The sequence below is a fragment of the Seleniivibrio woodruffii genome, assembly GCF_004339245.1.
Classification (GTDB): Bacteria; Chrysiogenota; Deferribacteres; order Deferribacterales; family Geovibrionaceae; genus Seleniivibrio; species Seleniivibrio woodruffii.
The window spans coordinates 31,735-55,724 of sequence record NZ_SMGG01000005.1; the positions used below are offsets into that span (position 1 = coordinate 31,735).

16 protein-coding genes are annotated in these 23,990 nt (G+C 49.9%); 7 read left to right on the plus strand and 9 right to left on the minus strand.

What is annotated here, in order from left to right; all coding sequences use genetic code 11:
• Positions 1-35: 35 nt before the first annotated feature.
• The 3 genes from mfd to C8D98_RS09795 form a co-directional block, all read right to left on the minus strand.
• Positions 36-3,344 (minus strand): transcription-repair coupling factor, encoded by a 3,309-nt coding sequence (gene mfd / locus C8D98_RS09785; protein WP_132873973.1) that lies wholly within the window; start codon positions 3,342-3,344, stop codon positions 36-38.
• On the minus strand, positions 3,344-3,922 hold the full coding sequence (gene gmhA, locus C8D98_RS09790) for a D-sedoheptulose 7-phosphate isomerase (RefSeq protein WP_132873974.1): 579 nt from the start codon (positions 3,920-3,922) through the stop codon (positions 3,344-3,346). Before gmhA ends, mfd begins: the two co-directional genes overlap by 1 nt.
• 70 nt (positions 3,923-3,992) lie before the next feature.
• Complete coding sequence (locus C8D98_RS09795; protein WP_132873975.1) at positions 3,993-4,469, minus strand: rhodanese-like domain-containing protein; 477 nt, start codon at positions 4,467-4,469, stop codon at positions 3,993-3,995.
• Between the two features lie 106 nt (positions 4,470-4,575).
• Here C8D98_RS09795 and C8D98_RS09800 point away from each other — a divergent pair, with 106 nt between their 5' ends.
• Positions 4,576-6,561, plus strand: a complete 1,986-nt coding sequence (locus C8D98_RS09800; RefSeq protein WP_165871275.1) for a sensor histidine kinase — start codon at positions 4,576-4,578, stop codon at positions 6,559-6,561.
• Here C8D98_RS09800 and C8D98_RS09805 read toward each other — a convergent pair.
• Positions 6,552-6,869 (minus strand): cupin domain-containing protein, encoded by a 318-nt coding sequence (locus C8D98_RS09805; RefSeq protein WP_132873977.1) that lies wholly within the window; start codon positions 6,867-6,869, stop codon positions 6,552-6,554. The genes C8D98_RS09800 and C8D98_RS09805 overlap by 10 nt on opposite strands.
• A 170-nt stretch (positions 6,870-7,039) precedes the next feature.
• Here C8D98_RS09805 and C8D98_RS09810 point away from each other — a divergent pair, with 170 nt between their 5' ends.
• Positions 7,040-8,686, plus strand: coding sequence for a bacteriohemerythrin (locus C8D98_RS09810; protein WP_132873978.1), 1,647 nt, complete (start codon positions 7,040-7,042; stop codon positions 8,684-8,686).
• Between the two features lie 373 nt (positions 8,687-9,059).
• Here the strand turns inward: C8D98_RS09810 and C8D98_RS13755 are convergent, their stop codons facing one another.
• From C8D98_RS13755 to selA, 5 genes are read right to left on the minus strand one after another with little or no spacing between them, the layout of a single operon-like run.
• Positions 9,060-10,004, minus strand: a complete 945-nt coding sequence (locus tag C8D98_RS13755; RefSeq protein WP_145065537.1) for a two-component system sensor histidine kinase NtrB — start codon at positions 10,002-10,004, stop codon at positions 9,060-9,062.
• 7 nt (positions 10,005-10,011) lie between these two features.
• A complete protein-coding gene (locus tag C8D98_RS09820) occupies positions 10,012-12,291 on the minus strand; it encodes a penicillin-binding protein 1A (protein ID WP_243640957.1) in 2,280 nt (759 codons plus the stop codon).
• Positions 12,292-12,304: 13 nt separating this feature from the next.
• Positions 12,305-14,275, minus strand: coding sequence for an excinuclease ABC subunit UvrB (gene uvrB, locus C8D98_RS09825; RefSeq protein ID WP_132873979.1), 1,971 nt, complete (start codon positions 14,273-14,275; stop codon positions 12,305-12,307).
• Positions 14,272-16,122 carry a selenocysteine-specific translation elongation factor gene (gene selB, locus C8D98_RS09830; protein ID WP_132873980.1) on the minus strand — a complete coding sequence of 617 codons (1,851 nt, stop codon included), beginning with the start codon at positions 16,120-16,122 and terminating at the stop codon, positions 14,272-14,274. Before selB ends, uvrB begins: the two co-directional genes overlap by 4 nt.
• Positions 16,119-17,453, minus strand: coding sequence for an L-seryl-tRNA(Sec) selenium transferase (gene selA / locus C8D98_RS09835; protein WP_132873981.1), 1,335 nt, complete (start codon positions 17,451-17,453; stop codon positions 16,119-16,121). Before selA ends, selB begins: the two co-directional genes overlap by 4 nt.
• A gap of 210 nt (positions 17,454-17,663) precedes the next feature.
• Here selA and C8D98_RS09840 point away from each other — a divergent pair, with 210 nt between their 5' ends.
• From C8D98_RS09840 to trmFO, 5 genes are read left to right on the plus strand one after another with little or no spacing between them, the layout of a single operon-like run.
• Positions 17,664-18,764, plus strand: a complete 1,101-nt coding sequence (locus C8D98_RS09840; protein WP_165871277.1) for a M20 metallopeptidase family protein — start codon at positions 17,664-17,666, stop codon at positions 18,762-18,764.
• A gap of 4 nt (positions 18,765-18,768) precedes the next feature.
• The gene (dprA, locus tag C8D98_RS09845) at positions 18,769-19,896 is read left to right on the plus strand and encodes a DNA-processing protein DprA (RefSeq protein ID WP_132873983.1); all 1,128 of its coding nucleotides are present in this window, start codon (positions 18,769-18,771) and stop codon (positions 19,894-19,896) included.
• Entirely contained in the window at positions 19,871-20,287 is a 417-nt protein-coding gene (locus C8D98_RS09850) for a DUF494 family protein (RefSeq protein ID WP_132873984.1), read from the plus strand. The genes dprA and C8D98_RS09850 overlap by 26 nt, the downstream gene beginning before the upstream one ends.
• 13 nt (positions 20,288-20,300) lie before the next feature.
• Positions 20,301-22,646 carry a type I DNA topoisomerase gene (gene topA / locus C8D98_RS09855; RefSeq protein ID WP_132873985.1) on the plus strand — a complete coding sequence of 782 codons (2,346 nt, stop codon included), beginning with the start codon at positions 20,301-20,303 and terminating at the stop codon, positions 22,644-22,646.
• Positions 22,646-23,947 (plus strand): methylenetetrahydrofolate--tRNA-(uracil(54)-C(5))-methyltransferase (FADH(2)-oxidizing) TrmFO, encoded by a 1,302-nt coding sequence (trmFO, locus tag C8D98_RS09860; protein ID WP_132873986.1) that lies wholly within the window; start codon positions 22,646-22,648, stop codon positions 23,945-23,947. Before topA ends, trmFO begins: the two co-directional genes overlap by 1 nt.
• Positions 23,948-23,990: the final 43 nt, after the last annotated feature.

Here is a 23,990-nt window from a genome sequence, read left to right on the forward strand (position 1 = left end):
AGATTACTTAATAGAGGCTTATTTTGCAATAGTCTTTATTCCCTTTCGGGCACTATGGACGAAAGGAAAACAGCCGAAGACCGAAGAGTTTTTTCAGCCTTTTCAAAGAGCAGGGAAAGGGTGTATTCGTCCTCAAATTTAAGCATTCCGCCGCATTTTGATGCGCTCTCCATGAGTATCTGCGGAAGTATCGGGCTGTTCTTTGAAAACTTCATTTTAAGTCTGTTGGAATAGATGTATATCTTCTCGATGTTCGCCCTGCCTGCAAGGTTTTTAAGCAGCATTATACGTGCAAAATTCCTCGTCTGTTCGCCGGGATCGCCGAACATTCCCGCCATCTCGTCCAGAAGCCCCAGAGCCTCCTCCTCTGTGACGACGTATGAGAATTTTCTGTAATAGTCCAGTCTCAGGCGTGTGTCCTCGATATAGTCCGCAGGGATGTAGTGGGGTATGCCTGTGATTATCTCGGTGTCGGTGAAGATATCCGTTATGCCTTTCAGCTCTTTAACAGCTTCGTCTATCATTGCTATGAACAGCTCATAGCCCACTTTGACAACAAAGCCCGACTGGTCGGCACCCAGAAGGTCCCCCGCACCCCTGAGCTGTAGGTCATAAAAGGCTATTTTAACACCGCTGCCGAGATCTGAAAGCTGCTGAATTATCTTGAGACGCTTCTGCGCCACAAGGGACAGGCCGGAGAAGTTCGGAACCACGAGGTAGCAGTAGCCCCTGCGCACGGAACGCCCCACCCTTCCTTTCAGCTGATATATCTGCGCCAGCCCCAGATGGGCGGCGTTGTTTATTATTATCGTATTTACGTTGGGAATATCGATGCCGTTCTCTATGATCGCTGTGCATACCAGAACGTCCGTCTCGCCGGAATAAAAATCCATAAGGATCTTTTCCAGCGCCTGAGCCTCCATCTGTCCGTGGGCAAAAGCGACTCTGGCTCCGGGAAGCATACCCCGGACACCTGCGGCAACCTGATCTATATCCTCAACCTTATTATGCAGATAGAAAACCTGACCGCCACGTTCAAGCTCACGCTGAATGGCAATCTTTATCTCCTCATCCTTCTTAACAACCTTTGTGATGACCGGCAGTCTGTCCACCGGAGGAGTGTCTATCACCGAGATATCACGGATGCCCGAAAGAGAAAGCTGGAGTGTTCTTGGAATGGGAGTTGCCGACAGATAAAGAACGTCCACGTTGGTCTTCATGGCCTTTATCTTCTCTTTGTGGGCGACACCGAACCTCTGCTCCTCGTCTATGATGAGAAGCCCCAGATCGGTGAACTCAATCTCCTTGCCGAGGAGCTTGTGGGTTCCCACCAGAACATCTATCTGACCCTTTGCCAGCTTATGCAGAATCTCCCGCACGTCCTTTGCGGAGCGGAAACGGCTTATATAGTCAACGTTTATGGGCAAATCGCCGAAACGCTTCTTAAACGTGAGATAGTGCTGACGGGCAAGAACTGTTGTCGGCACCAGCACCGCAACCTGTTTGCCCCCTGCAACGGCCTTACATGCGGCCCGCATGGCAACTTCCGTCTTTCCGAAGCCTACGTCTCCGCAGACGAGCCTCTCCATGGGAAGCTGATTCTCCATGTCGCTGTAAACGTCGTGTATGGCGGTGAGCTGGTCGTCCGTCTCGTCAAACTCGAAGAGCTGTTCGAACTCCTCAACCATCTTTCCGTCATCGTTGAATGCAAACCCTTTTTCCAGCTTGCGTTTTGCATAGAGCTGGAGCAGGTCGAAGGCTATTTTTTTTGCACGGGTTCTGGCCTGTGCCTTCAGTTTTTTCCATGTCTGTGTCTGTAGAGAGCTGATTCGGGGTCTGCCGCCCTCGGAACCGATATATTTCTGGAGCTGACCGATGGACGACAGCGGAACGTAGAGAAACTCACCGTTCTCGTACTCAAGCTGAAGGAAATCCCCCTCAACCCCGCCGATATTCTCGTGTACCAGTCCTTTGTAGATACCGATACCGTAGTCGACGTGTACAACGTAGTCGCCGCTCTCAAGGTCGGAAATGGAGGTTGAATAAACCTCCTTCTTGCCCCTTTTCGGCTTCTTGCGCGCCACACCGAAGATATCCTCATCCGAAAAAACAGCCAGCAGGCGTTTTTCGTCGATAAACCCCCCTCTTATCTTTTCATTAAAGAGGTAAAGTCCGGCATGGGTAACTTCCGAATGAACGGAGATCTTTGCGGCCGAATAGCCGTAGTCCACCGAAAAATTGTCGAAAAGTCCCATAAGCCGTTCGCTCTCTATGGCGCATACGACCCTGTAGCCCTTGTCGGTGTGACTTTTTATGATATCCATTGCGGCGGCCATGGACTGATATACGTTGCCCTTTTTATGGCCGAACAGCATGGCGCTGCTCTTGTAGGGAACGGAAACGGCAGTCTCCGTGACGATGTCCGCAAGTATCTGGTAGGTTTTTTCAGTATATTCGGGATATATCACCGACTGGTTTATGAAGTTGCGGGCAAAGAACTCCCCCTCAGGCCTGCGCCTGTCCGCCAGAGAGAGCAGATCGGTGAAATGTGTTTTGAAATCTTCAGTGAAAAATACAAAATTGTAGCTGTCCCCTGCATATTCCAGCAGGTTGGACATGCGGCCGTATATTGCGGGAGCAAGCCAGTGGCATCCGGCATATTTGCCGTAAAGCTCGGCCTTATCCAGTATATCTTTGTCCGTTATGTGTTTTTTGATATCCTCAGCGTCAAAGAGAGCCTCGGATGCGGGGAGCAGAACCGCCTGCTTCAGGGTTTTGATGGGCTTTCTGGTGGCTGAGTCGATGAGCGATATTCGCTCCGCCTCGTCACCGAAAAACTCTATCAGGCAGGGGTTGTCGTAGTCCGCAGGGAAAACCTCAAGTATATCCCCCCGAAAGGCATATTCACCCTGTCCGTCAACCAGCTCCACATGAACGTATCCGGCGTAGTTCAGCAGATATTCAAGCTCCTGCCTGTCATAGTCCTCGCCGACCTTTATGTTTATCACAGAGCTTTTGAAGACGTCTGCGGGGGGAAGACCTTTCAGCAGTGCATATGGAGTGGTCACAACGATGCAGGGCGCATCGGACGAAAGAAGAGTGTGGAGAGTTGCCGCACGGGCAGATATCAGCTCCGGCAGAACTCTGGCCTCCTCAAAAGGCTCCTGAGTGTATTCCGGAAACCCCAGCACCGCCGAGCGGGAGAAAAAATACTTGGTCTCCTGCAGAACAAGCTCATATTCCCTTCTGTTGGCGGCGACAAAAAAAGTGACCCGTCCCTCCGGCCTGTGGTTATAAAAATACCAGACGGAGGAACATCCCCATAGGTTGCAGAATCTCTTCATCAGGCAAATTTGCCGAACATCATCTCATCCACAAGCTGGCAGATTATGTGCGCCGCCGCTATGTGGATTTCCTGTATTCTGGGGGTGTTGTCTGTGGGCGACTGGAAAAGGATGTCGCAGAGACCCTTCATTTTTCCGCCGTCCCTTCCTGTGAAGCCTATTATGCGTATTTTCAGCCTGTCGGCCTCACGCAGAGCACGAACAACATTCTCAGAATTGCCGCTGGTGGATATTCCCCAGAGGATATCGTTTTCGTTGCCCAGTGCGCTAACCTGTTTCAGGAATATATCATTGAACTCGTAATCGTTTCCTATGGAAGTTATTATTGATGTGTCGGTGGTTATGGCGATGGCGGGCAGAGGGGGACGCTCCATCTTGAACCTGTTCACAAACTCCGCCGCAATGTGCTGTGCGTCCGCCGCAGAACCGCCGTTTCCGCAGATGAGCAGTTTTCCGCCCTTCTCAAAACACTGGGTTATCTCAGTTGCAATGGCGATGAGCACAGGCATGCTCTCCATAACGAACCTATTCTGAACCTCTTTCATTTCCTCAAAAATAGATGATATGTATTTATCCATAAATTCCCTTTAACAAAAGATTATTACTTTAATATACACCTGATCGGAATATAACAATAGAAAAAAATTATTATCTTACAACAAGCCTGTCCGGCTTAAACTTAACGGCGGCGTTGAGATAATACATCCCTTCGGCGTTTATCCCACATCCCTCGTCCTCTTTGGGGTCTGTGAGGTTGTAGTACATCTCCTCCGCACGGGGGCCGAAAGGACAGACGAAGATTATCTTTTTGGTGTCGGGCAGCAGGGGCATGACCCTTCCGCAGGCTCCAGCCTCTTCAAAAAGCGCAACGGGAATATTTACAGTGCCTTCGGTGTGCTCCTTTTCATACTCCTCCGCAGTCCTGACATCCACAACAACATAGTCGGCAGGCAGACCGTCATAAAACAGCGGTGCGGCATGTTCCACTGTCAGTTCGCCGCTTTCAGGAACAGGCAGGGGATTTTTCACACTTCTGGGGGTATTTTTTATGTAGGCATAAATACCGAAAACGGCCAGAACAAGTACAAGCAAAGCGGATATTATTACTGTTACTTTCTTTTTCATACTTCCTCCCCCTCATTTTTACCCCCGATTGTCGTCAGAATCAATATAAACATCTATATTGCGTAGATGAAACATGGGTAGTAAAATAAATTTTAAACGGTGTAAAGTGTATCAGAATAAAGAAAAGTTTAAACGTTACTACTTTGTGACAACTTTCGCAGTAATAGCGGCGATAGTCATGGCTTTCGGAATCGGATTTGTGGTGGAGGAACACCGTAACTTCGAAGAAACCCTGAGGATCAACCGCATCAACCTGCTGGAAAGCAAAAAAGAGACGCTCAAAGGCGTCGTGGACAGTGTCGCCCAGCAGGTCAGCCTGTCTATTGATGATTCTGAACGCCTTCTTGGCGAAAGAATAGACGAACGCCTCAACATTGCATATGAAGTTGCAATGTCAAACTATAACATAGCCAAGGACGATGCTGATGCCAGAAGGGACATAAAGGCTGCACTCTCCGGCATGGTCTGGGGCAACAACTACGTTTTCATCTTCGATACCGACGGATACGTCATAAGCTCCCCCATCCAGAAACACCTTGAAGGCAGAAACATTCTGGAAAGCCCGAACAAAGCCATGCGGGAGACGATGCTCTCATCAATTAAGAAACTTAAAACTGCGGAAACTGTCAGTGCTGTTTCCCCCTGGAGAAAGCCCGACAGTAAGGAAGTCGCAGTAAAGCATTACAAACTAAGGGTGTTCCGCCCGCTTAACTGGGTTATAGGCTACGGGGAATACGTTGACGATTTCACACTGGAGACCCAGCAAAAGATAATCAAACAGCTTGAATCCATAAAACTCCCTGAAGACGGCTACATCTTCATGGCCGACTATAATGGAACCTCCCTTACGAAACCCGCCAAGGGAAAACTCATGCTGAATATACAGGATTCGGATGGCAAATATATCGTAAAGGATATGATTGCTCTGGCAAAAATGGGCGGCGGATTCTATGAGTATCAGATGCCCCCTTTCCCCGGCTTGAAACCGGAAACAAAACTCAGCTATGTTACGGGTATCAAAGGCTGGAACTGGTATGTGGGAACCGGAATCTACCTGACCGACTTTGAAAACACCTATGCCGCCCGCATGAAAGAAGCAAGAAAAGATGCCCGCAAAGAGCTGATAATGATGATGGCTCTGCTGTCGGCGGTTCTTGCGGTCTCTGGAGTTATTACCTTTATGATGTCGAACCGGATGGAAAAGCTCATAAACAGGCACAGCAAGGAGATGCAACGGAAAAACGAGGAACTGCGCCAGCTGAACACCTCTCTGGAAACAAAGGTTCAGGAGAAGACGGCGGAACTGACAGCACTGAACTCATCCCTAGAACAGCGAATACGCGAGGAGATAGAGAAGAACAGGGAGCAGGAACACATTATGTTTCAGCAGGGCAGGCTCGCGGCCATGGGCGAAATGCTCTCAAACATTGCCCACCAGTGGCGGCAGCCCCTTAACAACATAGGACTTTATATTCAGGATATTCAGGATGCCCACGAAACCGGCAGACTGGACAACGAATATATGAACAGATCGGCAGACACCTGTCTGGACATCATCCAGCACATGTCGCTCACAATAGACAATTTCCGGGACTTCTTCAAACCAGACAAGGAGAGAGTGCTCTTCGACGTTAACGACTGCATAAGACACAGCATAACCCTTCTGGTTGCGGGAATTGAGAACAGCAGAATAGGCATAAGCACCGACCTGAAAGCTGTCGGCAAGGTTACCGGGGTTCCGGGGGAATATTCGCAGGTGCTCATAAACATCATAACAAACGCCAAAGACGCTCTGATAAACAGCAACAGCCCGAACCCGCAGATAAAGATACGCTCTTTCAGCTTCAACGGAACCGTCACCGTTGAAATTGAGGATAACGCAGGGGGCATCCCCGCAGAGATATGCGACAAGATATTCCAGCCCTATTTCACAACAAAGCAGGACGGTCAGGGCACAGGAATAGGCCTCTACTTCTCCAAGATAATCATTGAAAAGAACATGGGCGGCAAGATATCATTCAGCAATTCCGACAGCGGAGCAATATTCACAGTTCAGCTGCCGGAGGTGGCCGAAGAAAGCTCTTATCTGTAGTCCTCACGCACGGGATAAAAAACGTCCAGCATTTCGCAGTCGGATATTGCCCTGCCCTTGTGCTCAACTCCCGAAGGAATCATGGCAACATCGCTCAGGGTCATGACCTTCACCTCATCGCCCACCGTCAGCTCGAAAACACCGCTGAGCAGCTTTGTCATCTGCTCGTGGGGATGGGAATGTGCGGGAAGCTCGGCTCCGGCCTCAAAACGCCACAGAGAGAGCGTCATGTTCTCCGAATGAACAAATCTGGCCTTTGCACCTTTAAACATTTCTTTTTCTAATTTTTCAGTATCAATGAACGACATTTCTGCTCCTTTTTCACATATTTCAACAAAAAACAACATATAGAAATAATCAAATAACCACCATTTCTGGTAATAAAAGAAATTTTACAAAAATACAGGTAACATTCATTTACAAGATATAGTATTTAGGTTAGTATTTCTTGTTAATTTATTTATTTTCAGGAGAAATCATGAGTCAGGTCAAATCTAACCGTTTCATGCTCAAAGTTGTGGGAGTTCTCCTCCTACAGGGAATTGTAGCATTTTTTATTTTCTGGTTCAACTACAGTAAATTATCAAAAGCAGCCTCTCTTGATGCCGAAGCCGCAAAAGCATATCTGGCAGATGCTTCGGGCTCTGCGTTCCTCATTTCAATGCTTCTGCTCATTTTCGGGCTTCTGATAGCTATTGTAGTGGCATATTTTGTCAGCGGGGCATACGGAAAAAGTGTTGCCGAGGTCACAAGCGTCCTCTTCAAGGTTAAACAGGGAGACCTGAGAGTCCGTGTCGACGGAACGGTCGCAAAATCGATGCCTGAGCTGGGCGAGTCCATCAACTCCACTGTTGAGGATTTCGAAACCACCATCGCCAGCTTCGGATTCGCATCGAACAACATCAAAAGCGCATCTAAAAACCTCATCGAAATATATACCAACGTGGGCAACAGAATAAGCAATGTTAACGACAATGTCGTAAGCGTAAGCTCTGCGGCCGAAGAGCTCTCCTCCACAGGCTACAACGTTCTTGAAAAATGCCGGACGTCCTTTGAAAGCATCAGCAAATGCAACGAGGACGTTGTCAAAGGCAAAAATATAGTCTCCCAGAGCAAAGAGAGCATGGAGGAGATAGCAGGAAGCATCAACTCCATAGTAGACGTTGTATCCGGATTTCAGAAACAGTCACAGGAGATAGGACAGATAGTAATCTCCATCAACGATATAGCCGAGCAGACAAACATGCTGGCGCTCAACGCCGCAATTGAGGCCGCAAGAGCCGGAGAACACGGAAAAGGCTTTGCGGTGGTTGCGGACGAGGTTCGCAAACTGGCGGGCAAGACATCTGAATCAACGAAGAAGATCGAAGATGTTATCAAAGAACTTCAGACACGCATCAAAACAGTGTCCACATCCGTTCAGAGCTCCGTTCAAATGGTTGAAAAGGGTATTGAGCTTTCAGAATATTCAGTTCAGTCCATCGAGGCCATCGACAGCAACATAAGAAACGTTGCCCATCAGATAGAGGGTATCGTCCATTCTAAGGAGGAGGAGTCACTCGCCCTTGCCGATGTCACCAGAAGCACAACCGAGATAAGCTCCGAGACATCCGAAATAGTTGCTGTGGTTGCGGAATCTTTCAGCGCAGGGCAAAACCTTGTGGATCTGGCGGACGGACTGAGCGGCAAAGTTAAAAAGTACAAATCCGATAAAATGAACGTATATATGCCTTGGAGTAAAGACCTTGAACTAGGCATCAAGGTTTTTGACGATCAGCACAAAAAGCTCATCGAACTGATAAACCAGCTTTACGACGCAATCCGTGATAACAAGGTAAAATCAGCTATCGACAAGATACTTAACGACCTCGTTTCATACACCGTATACCACTTCAACACCGAAGAGGAAGCGTTCAGAAAATACGGCTATCCCGACTCGGCAAAACATGTCGAAATACACGAAGCCCTCAAAAGAACAGTGGGAGAGGTTAAGGCAAAACTTGATTCCGGTAAAGAAGTTATCGGATTCAACATCATCTCTTTCCTTGAAAACTGGGTTAAAAACCACATTCTGGTGGAAGACAAAAAATACGCCCCGTTCTTTAAGAAAAACGGTATGCAGTAAGACTGTTAAGCCCGCTCAACTGAGCGGGCTTTTTTTATGTCAATGAAGCAGTCTTCCATATTCAGGCAGCCCGCCGCTTTGGCAGTCTTTGCATTTGACGCTTATTTCCCGTCATTCTGAGCCTAGCGAAGAATCTCTCTGCTTATGAGACTCTTCGTTCCACTCAGAGTGACCAAAATGTAAATCCCCCTTTGTCAAAGGGGGAGAGAAAAACAAGTTGCTTGTCAGATGCGAGCAGAGAAAAATTCACAATCGCCGTTTTAATGCGAGCAGAACAAGGCGTTTATGAGGAAATTTCCGCAGTGTACGAGTGTGTACATGAGGAAAATTTCCGAATAAACAACGCAGTTATGCGACACATAAAAACGGTGATCTAGGGGTTTATCATGGGAATGTAGATACTGAACGTCGTCCCTATCCCCACCGTCGACTGCACCTCAATCCTTCCCTTATGCTTCTCGGTTATCTCCTTTGCGATGACCAGCCCAAGCCCCGTGCCTCTGTTCTTTGTGGTAAAGAACGGAGTGAACAGCTTTCCGATGGTCTCCTCGGGAACGCCCGGCCCTGTGTCGGATATTGACACTTTAAGCATGGGAACGGCCTGTCCGCTGGCTCTGCACATATACTTTATCGTGGGGTCAAGCCCGATATGCAGGGTTACCTGTCCTGAGCGCTGAGCCTCACAGGCGTTTTTCAGTATATTGTTGACAGCCATGAACAGTTTTTTCTTATCTGCATAAACAGTGGTGAGATCCGGCTCAACCTGAACGGAGAGCTTTATGTCGGGAAAAAGAACCGACAGCGAATTGAGCATCTCCTCCAGAAACTCCTTAACCTCAAACTCGCCGTATTCGAGAACCATGCCCGAAAGGAGTCTGATGTTCTGAAGCATATGCTTAATTCTCTGTGTCTCGTTCAGGATTATTCCTGCGCATTTTTTGATATAGTCATCGGAGGTTTTAGCAAGAACCAGCTGAGAGGTTCCGTCGATAACTGTCAGCGGGTTTTTCATCTCGTGCTGAAAGGAGCTGATGTCGAACAGTTCCTCCAGACTGGGTCGGAACTCGTCCAGTCCGAAAACAAGTATGCGCTGGGGTGTTGAGGGAGTTATTATCTTTATTCCGAACTCCCTGTGCTGGAGCCTGAAGTTGACCTCACCCGCAGAAACACGGTCGGCCAGCACCTTTTTAAAGTTCTTAATACCCGCCTCAAATGCGAGCTGCAGAAGTTTTTCGGCGGCAGGGTTCATATCGGTGACCCTGCCGTCCTGCAATTCGAAAAAGGCGATATTCAGGTCATTGACACTGCAATCGCTCATCAGTTTTTTACTCCGTAATGCTCATCGGGCGGTCATACGGCTCGAAGGAAAATTCATCGCTGTAGCCGTCCGTTATCTGTTTTGTCTCCGCATCAACACGGAAATATGAAACGTCCTTTGCAACGGGGAACATCTTGCGTCCGAACTTCGGATATACCTTTCCGGTGTAGCGTACCCACTGGGGCAGAGCGGCGTTTGAGCCGGATGCGCCTCTGGGCAGGGGTTTGAAATCGTCAAAGCCCACCCATGTTCCGGAGACGAGATCGGACATATAGCCCACAAACCATGTATCCTTGCTGTCGTTGGCTGTTCCGGTCTTTCCGCCCACAACTCTGGGTATTGCCAGAGCGCGTCGTGCCGTACCGTGGTCAACGGCATTGACAAGTGTATCGGTGATTATCTGCGCTGTGCTCTCTTTGATGACCGGAACGGGCTCGGAGGGAGGAAATTCCTTCTCAGGCTTTCCGTCCGGATAGACCAGCTTAGTTATGAAATAAGGTTTGTATCTTACTCCCATATTGGGAAAAACGCTGTATGCGTATACCATTTCCTGAAGTGTCACTGAGTTTGAACCGATACTGACCGCCAGCTCTCTGTTCATCTCCCCTTCTATGCCGAACTTGCGGGCAAGCTCGATTATTCTGCCGATGCCGACCTGCTCCGCCAGTTTGATGGTCACGAGGTTGCGGGAGTGGGTCAGAGCGTCTTTAAGGGTGGTGTTTCCGAAATAGTCGCCGGAGGAGTTTTTGGGTCTCCAGACCTCGCCCTCTTCGTTCAGCTGTTTCTCGATGGGAGCATCCAGCACCTGAGACATCATGTTCATTCCGCTCTCAAGAGCCGCAGAATAGACTATGGGTTTCTGGAGTGAACCCGCCTGACGCTTGGCCTGATATGCTCTGTTGAACATGGATTTTCTGTAGTCAAATCCGCCCACCATCGCATATATGGCTCCGTCCTGCGGTGCTATTGAAAGCAGTGCGCCCTCGATGGGGGGATCCTGAACCAGTCTGTATTTTCCGCCCTTCATACGGACGTAGACAATATCATTTTCGCTGAGTATCTCGGAAAAGCTGTTCAGCCTGCCTGTTTTGCCCTCGGCGGGTCTCGCCCAGCGGCAGTCTTCTATCTTAAGCTCGGCCTCTTCGGAAAGTGTCGTGACGTATGCCACGGAAGAGGTCACCTTTGTAACCAGCGCCTTTTCGAAGTCCAGTTCCGCCAGATATGATTTATCCATCTTGAGCTGTTCGCTCATTGTTCCGTTCTCTGAGAGGAACTTGGCGACGGGGCCGTAATAGCCGGTCTGTTCGGAAAGCTCCAGAAGGTTCTCTTTAACAGCCTCTTCAGCTTTGGTCTGCATGTCCAGATCGAGTGTGGTGTATATGGCCATACCTGAGTTGTCGAGATCTTCTATCTTTTCAACTTCGGTAAGATATTTTTTAACGTAATCAACGAAATAGCCCGCCAGAAGGTTTTTAGGCTGAATCTTGTCGACTATGACGGGAACCTCTCTTGCCGCTTCCTTGTACTGGGCTTCGGTAATGTAGCCCACTTCCGCCATGCGGTAGAGAACGTGGTTGCGTCTTTTTATTGATTTATCAAGGCTCAGGTGGGGTGCGTATATGCCGGGAGCTTTGGGAATCCCCGCTATCATGGCGCATTCGCCCAGCGTAAGCTCGGAAACGTCCTTTCCGAAGTAGTTCATGGCCGCCGCCTGAACGCCGTACGAGCCTCTGCCGAAATAGACCTGATTCAGGTACATCAGCAGAATCTCTTTTTTGGACAGTGCCTTGTCGATTTTATATGCAAGGATCTGTTCCTTGACCTTTCTTTTCAGTTTCTTTTCCGGGGTCAGATAAAGAATTTTCACAAGCTGCTGGGTCAGAGTACTTCCGCCCTCAACAACCCTTCCCGCGCGGATGTTTGTGACAAACGCACGCATGATGCCCATCATGTCCACGCCGCCGTGCTCATAGAATCTGGCGTCCTCAACGGCCACCACTGCGTTCTGGAGGTTGTCGGGGATCTTTTCCATGCCGACAGGATATCTGCGCTCTTCGCCCAGCTCGGCTATCTGCTTGCCGTTTCTGTCGTATATCATTGTGGGTCTTTTATATTTGAAGTTTTTCAGTTCCTCTGTTGAGGGGAGTTCACGGCTCATCATGAAGAAATAAAACGCAAGGGCGAGCATGCCCAGAAGAGCCATAGCCAGCATGGCCAGCCCCGCAGCCAGAACAACCTGACCTGCGGTGAGGCTCTTGAAATCGAAATCTTTAAAATTGAATTTCATAAAAGGGTTTCCTCTATTTAACGGAAAGCTCAAAAAGCATGTCACGGATCTTGGCCGCCTTTTCAAACTCAAGGTTTTTGGCGTGTTCCTGCATCTGCTTTTTCAGTTTCTCAATATCTTTTTCTTTATTTCCGGATAATGTTATACCGATATCCGTGTCAATATCAACCGTTACATAATCCTTTTCATAAATTGATTCGAGAATATTAACGATCTCGTTCTTAACTGTCTGGGGTGTAATGCCGTTTTCTTCGTTATATTTCTGCTGTTTCGCACGTCTGCGGGCTGTTTCGTCGATGGCGGACTGCATAGACCTCGTTATGTTGTCCGCATAGAAAATTGCCCGCCCGTTAACGTTCCTTGCGGCTCGTCCCACGGTCTGGATAAGCGCCTTGGCCGAACGGAGAAATCCTTCCTTGTCCGCATCCAGAACAGCCACCAGAGACACCTCCGGAAGGTCGAGACCCTCACGCAGAAGGTTGATGCCCACCAGAACGTCAAACTCGCCCATTCTCAGCGAACGCAGAATCTTGATACGCTCTATGGTGTCTATGTCCGAGTGGAGATATTTCACCCGAACGCCCATTCCGTCGTAATATTTGGTCAGCTCTTCCGCCATGCGCTTTGTAAGGGTGGTGACAAGCACCCTGCCGCCATCCGCCGTAACCTTTACAACCTCGGCGTAGAGGTCGTCCACCTGACTTCTGGACGGGCGGATATCGATAGGCGGGTCTATGAGACCCGTAGGGCGGATTATCTGTTCCGCCAGAAGCCCCTGCGAATCCTCAAGTTCATACTGGTCGGGAGTTGCTGAAACATACATAACCCTGTTCACACGCTCCCGGAACTCCTCAAACTTCAGCGGTCTGTTGTCCAGAGCGGCGGGCAGACGGAAACCGTATTCCACAAGGGTAGTCTTGCGGCTTCTGTCGCCGTTGTACATCCCCCGTATCTGGGGAACTGTCATGTGGGATTCGTCTATGATAACAAGAGCATCCTTTGGCAGGTAGCTGAGAAGTGTCGGAGGTGCATCCCCCGGCTTTCTGTTCTCGAAGAATCGGGAGTAGTTCTCAATTCCGCTGCAATAGCCAGTTTCAACTATCATCTCTATGTCGAACATTGTCCGCTGGGTGAGCCTCTGGCTCTCAAGGATCTTGTTCTCGTTCTCAAGCTGGGTGGTGCGCACCGCAAGCTCGCTCTTAATCTTTGCCAGTGCCTCATCCCGTGAAACCGCCGTGGTGACGTAGTGGGTGTTGGGATATATGGCCACTTTGGGTCTGTTGCGTATGGTTTTACCTGTGAGCGGGTCGAACTCGGATATCCTGTCGACCTCGTCGCCGAAAAATTCTATGCGGTATGCAACGCTGTCCTCGTGGGCGGGGAACACCTCAAGGGTGTCGCCCTTCATGCGGTATGTGCCCCTGTGAAAGTCGTAGTCGTTGCGGTCATACTGTATTTCCACCAGTTTCGCCAGAATGCTGTCCAGTTCAACGGTGTCGTTGACCTCAAGCACAACAAGCATGCCTGAATATGCCTCCGGCGAACCGAGGCCGTATATGCATGAAACCGATGCGACAATGACCACATCCCGCCTCTCAAGCAGGCTTCGTGTGGCACTGTGGCGCAGTTTGTCTATGTCTTCGTTGATGGATGAATCTTTCTCTATGAACGTGTCGGTCTGGGGCTTGTAGGCCTCCGGCTGATAGTAGTCGTAGTAGCTGACGAAATATTCCACGGCATTGTCGGGAAAGAACTTTTTAAACTCTCCGTATAGCTGCGCCGCAAGGGTTTTGTTGTGGGCAATAATAAGGGTAGGAACGTTCAGTTCCTGAATGACGTTGGCCATGGTATAGGTCTTTCCTGAACCGGTAACGCCAAGCAGAACCTGCGCCTTTGCGCCGCCGTTGTAATTTTCCACCAGCTGACGCACAGCCTCCGGTTGGTCGCCCGCCATCTCATATTCGGATACCAGTTTAAAACTCATTTGTACTTAAGCACCCTCTTGTTACTTTTGTTGATGAAAAGCCCTGTTTTATCAAGCTGTTCCATCAGAGGTATCAGCAGTTTCCTCGGCAGATCGAAATGCTCCTTCATCCGGTTCAGATCGATCTCTCCGCTCTTCCTTGCCTCCGTCTCCGCCCGCTCCACAAAGCTGTTTATAAGCTCCATTGAGATGAAGACGTTGCCCTCGACTTTTCTGGCCATGCTCCTGTTGCAGAGATATTGCAGGCACTTGCCGACCTTCTCCTCCGGCAGCCCCGTCTTTTCGGACAGGAGCTGTGCGTTTGAAAGGTTCGGTTCCTGCTTCATTGCCGCCAGAACAGAGAGCGACTCCTCCTCGAAGGGGTCTTTTTTGTTCTGTTTCAGCATGTTGCCGTCAAAAATATATCCCATCCTGCGGGCTGTCTCTATGATACGGTTAACAATGTCCGACCGCACCTGCTCCGGCAGCGAGCAGTCCAGTTTAAGCCCGTTCACCGACAGCACCCCTTTATCTTTAAGCTCCTGTATGGAGCTTTCGGCAAAGGAATCTATCATCCGGCTGTCTATAAGGAATCCGTAATAGTTCACAATGTTCAGCTGTGCCAGTTTGCCCGCCAGCTCGTTCCGGAAGAGACCAGAGAACTGGATAGGCTCGGACATCACGAACCCGCACCTGTACACCCGCATTATCTCACGGATGGCCTCGTCATAGTCGTATCTGCTCATGTGCAGAATTATTTCATGGCTGTTTCTGCGGTCTGGATAGGTCTGTTCCAGCCCCAGAACACGCCCTCCGGCGATGCTGTGCAGGGGGCTGGCTCCACGGATGACAAACGGTTCGTTGAAGAACACGACTGCGGGTTTGTCCAGTTTTATAAAACATATGGCCTCGGCTGAGGCTTTTAAGATCTTTTCGTCGTAAAAAATTATTCTGCCCTCGAAGGTTTCGGAGCCTATCACGAGGGAGTAGGTTTTGTTGTGCCTGATAAGTTCGGCATCGGTGCATCCGTCAAACGCTTTCACAATGGCGTATATGCCGTTTGTGTCTGTAATCTTGCCGTTTTCGGAGATTATGTCCCCTTTTTTCACATCATCTGTGGAAAAATCCGGCAGATTAAGAGCCGTTCTCTGCCCCGCAACGGATTTCTCTGCGGGTTTGTCGTGCACCTGAATGCTCTTTATGCGGGCTTTCTGACCTGTGCGAAGGTTATAGACGGTGTTCTCCACCCCTATCTTGCCGAAAAGGGACGTTCCAGTGACAACAGTTCCGTGCCCCTTTACTGCGAAAACCCTGTCCGTCCGCAGAACGTAGCACCTGTTCTGAGTTTTGGGTGTTGTCTTTCTTGCACACTCGGAGATTGCGTTTTTCAGGTTTTCAATGGATGCGTCATTATATATGGATACGGCAAGCACGGCCTCAGCCGTTATGCCGCTGTCTTTGAAAAGCTCACGAACCGCATTCTCTGAGGCTTCAAGCTCGGAAGCTGTGCACTTGTCGGCCTTGGTCAGCACAGCCACCGCATGCTTTATGCCGATGGTCTTTAATATATTGAAATGCTCACGGGTCTGGGGCATGATTCCCTCACGGCCGTCAACGCAGAACAGAACCGCATCAAACCCCACAGAGCCTGCTATCATCGTTTTAACAAGTTTTTCGTGCCCCGGAACGTCCACGAAGGAGACCAGTGCGCTGTCCAGCTCCAGTCCGGCATAGCCCAGCTCAATGGTTATCCCCTTCTCCTGCTCCTCTTTCAGCCTGTCGGGATCTTTCCCCGTCAAAGCCCGAACCAGAGAGGATTTGCCGTGGTCAATGTGTCCGGCGGTTCCCATTATTATGCTCTTTTTCATTTCAATGCACCCAGAGCATTTAAGATTGTCTCAAAATCCCTTTCGTCAAGTGTCCGCACGTCAAAACAGACCTTTTCGCCCACACGGGCTATGACGGGTGTCTCCCATCTTCGCAGATGTCTGTCCAGTGCGGCAGAGGACATACCCTTAACGCTCACTTCAACCCCGAAGGACTTCATCTCCGTCATGGGGCAGCTTCCGCCGCCCACAGTTGACTTTGTGCTTACTACTTTCCCGCCGATAAGAGCGGCAAGCTTGGCCGCACGAAGCCCCAGAACCTCTATGCCTTCGCTCAGCATGCGGTTAACGGGTATTTCGTTCTCCCGTCCGGTGAGATACAGCCTGAAAACAGACTGGAGCACCGCAATGGTCATCTTGTCCACCCGTAGCATCCGCATGAGAGGATTTTTTTTCAGTTTATTTATCAGTGTTTTCTTTCCGGCTATTATGCCCGCCTGACAGCCGCCCGCCATCTTGTCGCCGCTGAAGGATATCAGGTCGATCCCCGAAGACATGAAATCCGCTATGGTTCTGTCACGGCAGATATCGTCCGGCAGATGCTGCACAAACAGCCCGCTTCCCGCATCGTAATATGATATGCACCCCGCCCCGGCGGCCGACTGCGCCACTTCGCAGAGGCTGGCCTCTTCGGAAAACCCCACTATCTCGTAGTTGCTCCGGTGCACCTTCATCATAAGAGCTGTTTTTTGGGTTACGGCATCGTCATAGTCCGCTTTTCTGGTCTTGTTGGTGGTTCCCACCTCGACCATCTTAGCCCCGCTCTGCTTCATAACATCGGGAACCCTGAACGAACCGCCTATCTCCACCAGTTCGCCCCTGCTCACCACCGCCTCTTTGCCCTTCGCAAAGGTGTTCAGCACCAGAAAAACTGCGGATGCGTTGTTGTTTACTATAACGGCATCCTCTGCACCCGTCAGAATTTTCAGATACTCGGCCGCATGGTGATATCTGTCGCCACGCTTGCCGGTTTCGGTGTCGAACTCAAGGTTGGAATATCCGCATACGATGCTTTTAAGCTCGTCTGCGGCGCACTCTGGCAGGGGAGACCTGCCCAGATTGGTGTGTATGGGAACTCCCGTGGCGTTTATCACCCTTTTGAGGCTTCCGCCAGAAAGCTCCGAATATATTTTTGCTGTGTCTGTCAGAATATCTTCATAAACAGGTTCCTTTCCGGCGGCGGCCTCTGCCCTTGCGGCCTCAACAGCACGCTTTGCGGCCTCTTTCAGCAGAAGCTTAGGAAGCCCCTGAAACCGCTGTTCGCCTATGATCCTGTCCATTTTTGGGAGTAGTCTAAAGAGGTTGCTGTCCATTCAGATATAGTAAGCAAATTTCAGGAAATTATAAATACCTATTTAAAATAAAACTATGCGTGGTTATTATATAGAAATCTATGCGGTATGAGATCGCCACGTCGCTGCACTCCTCGCGATGACGCTAATCACACGTCACTGCGAGCGCAAGCGCGGCAGTCTCATAACATTGAACCGCCAATATTGCAGAAAATCGGTAAAGGAACACTCATGGAAACAATAAACATACGACAGGCGCAGCTTGACCTTAAAGAGCTTTTCGAAAGAGCCGAGCCGTCATTCGGCGAATACAGAACATCGGAATACATCAAAGAGCGTCTGAACGCAATGGGACTAACCGACTGGAAGACCTGTAACACCGGAATCTTCGGCACTATAGATGCCGGAAAAGAGAAGACGGTGGGAATCCGTGCCGATATGGACGCACTCCCCGCAAACACTGAAAAGACCGAATATATGCATCTCTGCGGCCACCATGCCAACATGACCACCATACTGGGTGTTCTGGAGAACATCACAAAGAACAGAGACAAGCTCAAATATAATGTCAGATACATCTTTCAGCCTGCGGAAGAGGTAATAGGCGGAGCGGTCACAATGATAGAGGCAGGATGTATGGAGGGAGTAGACGAGGTTTTCGCAACCCACACAACGCCCGACGTTGCCCTCGGCTCCGTCGCACTGATTGCGGGCGGATGCATGGCAGGCTCGAACCATTTCGAGGTGCGCATAAAAGGAAAATCCACCCATGCGGCGATGCCCAGCTCCGGAACGGACACTGTTACAGCGGCATGCGAATACGTCATGTCCATGCAGACGGCCATAACCCGACTGAAAAACCCCGTTGATCCCGGACTCATCTCATTCGGGATGATAAACGGCGGCACGGCGGCAAACATTCTGCCTGAAACGGTCGTGCTCCAAGGCACTTTCAGACACTTCGACCCAGTCGTAAAAGAGGTTATCCATAACGCAATGCAGACCCGTCTGAAAGCCATAGAAGAGTTTTACGGCGTTACGGGTGAGCTTATAATCCATGACGGAACGCCCCCTGTGATATGCGACAAAGACCTTGTGGCGAAACTAATAAACCTCAGCAACGCCAAAGACATCACAGTCTCAAGATATGACCGCAAAAGCATGGGCGGCGAGGATTTCGCTTTTATGACCGAACTGGCGAAGGGCGCATTCATCTGGCAGGGTGTCAGCACAGGAGGATATCAGCCCCCGCTCCACAACAAAGACTACAGAGTGCCGGACGAAGCGGTGTATCCCGGAATAAAGCTTCTGACCGCTTATCTGACGGACTGATATATTGATAAGCTCAAAAGCACTTAACACACTTAAACTGAAATGCATAAAGGGCATGAACGACACAGCCCTTTCCAGAATATATTCCGCCTGCGGAAGCCTCCACGACGCCTTCGGGCTGGACTTCGGCTCGCTGACGGGACTTGGCATAAAAAAAGAGCTGGCGGAGAACATTGTCACCGCAGATATTGACGAAAAGCTTTTTGAAAGGGAACTGGAATCGGTTCACAAACGTGATGCGGACGTGCTCTGCATTGACGATGAGGAATACCCTCAGCTTCTGAAAGAGACCGAGACCGCACCCGCAGTTCTGTTTGTGCGGGGCAGAAGAGAAGCCCTGCAAAGACCGTCCATAGCCGTTGTGGGCGCAAGAAGCGCAACACGTCAGGCATGCGACTTTGCAAAGAAGATATCGCAGGATCTCGCCGAGGTGGGGTTCAACGTCGTGAGCGGCTTTGCAATGGGAATAGACGTCTATGCCCATGCGGGAGCAGTCAACAAGGGAATGACCACCGCCGTCATGGGCTGCGGAATAAACCATTTCTACCCCGAAGCCAACAAACGGTACGAGGCGACAGTGCTTAAAAGCGGCTGCATAGTCACAGAGTTCTTCTCGGACGAACAGCCTAATTCATGGAATTTCCCCCAGCGCAACCGAATCATCAGCGGTATGTCATACGGCGTGATAGTCGTTGAGGCATCAGCCAAAAGCGGCAGTCTGATAACCGCCCGCTACGCCGCCGAACAGGGCAGAGAAGTTTATGCCGTACCCGCCTTTCCAATGTCAAAAAATTGTGCGACCAACCGTCTGATAAAAGACGGGGCGAGGCTCACAGAGGGCTATTACGACATTCTGGATGAGCTGAAATACCGGATTCAGGGACTTAAAGAGGTTGACAAGCCCGAAGCGATTGGGCTACAGTTTGGTAACCCAGATGACGCGAGACTCTATTCACTACTGGAAAACGGTATGCTGAACCCTGATGAACTCAGCACCCTTTCGGGGATGGATATCGGCAGTGTCACAATAAGCCTTGTGCAAATGGAACTTGAGGGCTATGTTATCAGGGAAATCGACGGTAAGTATCGAGCTGCCGGAGGAAACTATGGACAAAATAGTCATAGCTCTTAATCTCGTGATCGACTTTCTGGAATCCAGCGACAAGGTAAACGAAAAAAGTATCAAAGATTACCTCTTCAACACAGGGTTTGACGATCATGTAATCAGACAGGTGATGACTGTGCTGGATATCAGCAATTTTGACGGAAATATATGGTTTCGTGTTTTTACCAGAAAGGAGAAGAATCTGCTCACTCCCGATGCAATAAGCTACCTTCAGAAACTGCATCTGACGGGCATTCTCGACCCTCTGGGACTTGAAGACGTTATTGAAAACGCCATGTCCTCCGAAAACTACAAGGTGGATGTGGAGACTGTAAAAAATCTCGTGCTGTACTCACTTATGGAGAGAAAATCCCTCTATGCCTCAGGCGTGGAGGACGATGAGGAATATCTGCACTGATACGGGAATATAAATGCCTAAAAATCTAGTTATTGTTGAGTCACCTGCAAAAGCAAGGACAATCGAAAAGTATCTCGGAAAAGACTTCAAGGTTCTGGCGAGTGTCGGACACGTTAAAGACCTGCCCGCAAATGATCTCGGCGTGGACATTGAGAACGGATTCGAGCCTAAATACTCTGTTATCAGAGGAAAAAAGAAGGTCATTGACGACCTGAAAAAGGAAGCCGGCACAGCCGAAAAAATATTCCTTGCGCCTGACCCCGACCGTGAGGGAGAGGCCATCGCATGGCATATCGCCGAAGAGCTGGGCAAGAAGAATGCGGCCAAGATAAGCCGTGTTCTCTTCAACGAGATAACCCCCAAAGGTATCAAAGACGGCATAAGCAACCCCGGCCCCGTCAACGAAAACCGTGTGAACGCCCAGCAGGCAAGAAGAATCCTTGACCGCCTCGTGGGCTATCTGGTAAGCCCCCTTCTCTGGAAACCCCTGAAATACGGCCTCTCCGCAGGACGTGTTCAGTCTGTCGCACTTCGCCTTCTGGTGGAGCGTGAGGAGGAGATAGAAAAGTTCAAGCCGGAAGAATACTGGCTCATCGATGTCACCTTCGACAAGCACGAACAGGGCAAGCTGAAAGCCAGACTGGAAAAGAAAGACGACAAAAAGATAAAAGTTGATAACGAGACCGAGGCCAAGAAAGTTCTTTCGGAACTCAAAGCCGGAGAATACATCGTTGCGGACGTTGTGAAAAAGGAAGTGCCCGAAAAAGCACCCCTGCCCTTCATAACCTCCAGACTCCAGCAGGAAGCCAGCCGCAAACTGGGCTTCTCCGCCAAAAAAACAATGATGGTGGCTCAAAGACTTTACGAGGGTGTTGACCTCGGCAAAGAAGGCCCCGTGGGTCTCATAACCTATATGAGAACCGACTCCGTAAGGATATCCCCCGAAGCACAGGCAGAGGCCGCAGACTACGTTAAAAAAGAGTTCGGCGAAAAATTCCTCGCAAAAGCGGGAAAAACCGCCGCCAAAAAGAAAAACGTTCAGGATGCCCACGAAGCAATCCGCCCCACTTCCGTTCTGCGCACCCCCGACAGCGTAAAGAACAAACTCGACAACGACCAGTACAGACTCTATAAACTCATCTGGGACAGATTCGTTGCCAGCAACATGGCCGACGCAATCTACGACCAGAACACCATAAACATCAACAACGGCCCCTATGGCCTGAAATCTCAGGGCAAGGTTATAAAATTCCCCGGTTTCCGCACACTTTACATCGAAGGAACGGACGAAACGGCGGAAAAAGATCAGGAGATCATCTTCGAGACCGAAGCCGGCGAAAAGCTGAAAGCATCCAAGCACGACAGCAAGCAGATGTTCACACAGCCCCCCGCTCGCTATTCAGAAGCGACACTGGTCAAAACCCTCGAACAGGAAGGCATAGGCCGACCCAGTACCTACGCATCCATCATATCCACAATCATCGACCGTGAATACGCAGAGATGGTGGAAAAACGATTCAAACCCACAGAGCTCGGACGCATCGTCTGGAATCTGCTTCAATCCAACTTCGATAAATTCTTCGCCACCAAGTTCACCGCCAACATGGAAGAGGAGCTTGACGGTGTCGAAGAGGGCAAAAACACATGGAAGGGCGTTCTGGAAGACTTCTTTAAGAAGTTCAAACCGGAACTGACAAAGGCGGAGAAGAAATTCACCGTCGATCTCAAGCTCGACCTCACATGCCCCATATGCAGCAAGGAACTGACCATAAAACACGGACGCAACGGCTCTTTCGCCGCCTGTACGTCATATCCGGACTGCAAGTTCACCTCGAACTACGAAAGGCTTGAGGACGGAACCTTCCGCCTCACCGAAAAGCAGGGCGACGAGCCCAGCGGCATAGAGTGCGAAAAGTGCGGAAAGGAGATGGTGTTCAAAGCCACCCGATTCGGCAAGGTTCTGGCATGCCCCGGCTATCCTGAGTGTAAGAACATAAAGAACTACGTCAAACTGGCCGACGGTTCCATAAAGATTCTGGCAACAGGCGAAAAAGCCGCAGTGCCCTGTCCTAAATGCGACAGCGAACTCACTGTGAAAGCAGGCAAAAACGGCATGTTCATCGGCTGTTCAAACTATCCGAAATGCGACTTCACCGCCAACATGAAGGTCACCGACAAGGGCGAGATAATGCCCCACACCGACAAGGTTGACGAGAACGTCACATGTGAAAAATGCGGAAAGAAAATGGCTCTGCGCAAAGGCCCCAGAGGCAGGTTCTTCGCCTGTACTGGTTACCCTGAGTGCAAGAACATCAAGTCTACAAAGGTTCTTGAAGACGGAACCATAACGGTTAAATAATGTCAGAAAAGGTTACGATAATTGGCGGCGGGCTTGCAGGTTGCGAGTCCGCCTTTTTTCTCGCCGAAAGAGGCTTTCAGGTTGAGCTTTACGAAATGCGCCCAGAGCGCATGACACCCGCACACGAAACTAAATATCTGGGCGAACTGGTCTGCTCCAACTCACTGAAAAGCACCGCAGAGGACACCTCAAGCGGTCTGCTGAAATCAGAAATGAAGCTTCTGGGAAGCATAATCCTTAAAGTCGCAGAAAAGACCTCCGTCCCCGCCGGAAACGCTCTGGCAGTAGAAAGAGAACTCTTTGCGGCGGAGCTTGACAGCGTCATACGCAATCACCCCAACATCACCGTCATAAACAGGGAAATCACAGAAATTCCCTCCGACCGCCCCTGTATCATCGCCACAGGTCCTCTAACTAGCGATGTTTTCGCTGATACCATCAGGTCGCAGTTTGGCGGAAATCTGTACTTCTTTGACGCCATAGCACCTGTCATTGCGAAAGACAGCATCGACATGGACAGGGCGTTCTTCAAAAGCCGCTGGGAAAAGGGCGACAACGACTACCTGAACATCGGCATGAATCAGGAGCAGTACGAACACTTCTACAACGAGCTTATGGCCGCAGAGAAAGTTGCTTTCGAGGATTTCGAAAAGCTGAACGTATACGAAGGCTGCATGCCCATTGAGGAGATGGCCGCCAGAGGTATAAAAACTCTCACATTCGGCCCCTTCCGCCCCGTCGGTCTGCGCCATCCCGTCACATTTGAAAAATATGCCGCAGTGCTCCAGCTTCGCATGGAGAATAAAGAGGGTACCGCCTACAACCTTGTGGGCTGTCAGACAAAAATGAAGATACACGAACAGAAGCGTGTCTTCGGGCTGATCCCCGGACTTGAAAACGCCGAGTTTCTCCGCTACGGAAGCATACACAGAAATACATACATCCACGCCCCGAAGGTGCTCAACCGTCTGTTTCAGGTTATCGGCGACGAAAAGCTCTACTTTGCAGGACAGATAACAGGAGTTGAGGGCTATATGGAATCCGCCGCCAGCGGACTTCTGGCCGCCTATTCCCTTGCGCATCCCGAATTTGAAGGCTTTTCAGAGCTGACCGCTCTGGGCGCACTCTCCCGCCACGTTTCCGGCGAAATAGCTGAAAACAAAAAGGAATACGTCCCCAGCAACTTCCATTTCGGAATGCTCCCCCAGTTCGAAAAACGCATAAGAGACAAGAAAGAGAAGAAGGCCGCATACGCAAAACGTGCTCTGGAAGCACTCAGAGCAGACCTTAAACTCATTTGATTTGATATTTCGTTAAGCAAATTAATTTTTATTGACACTATGA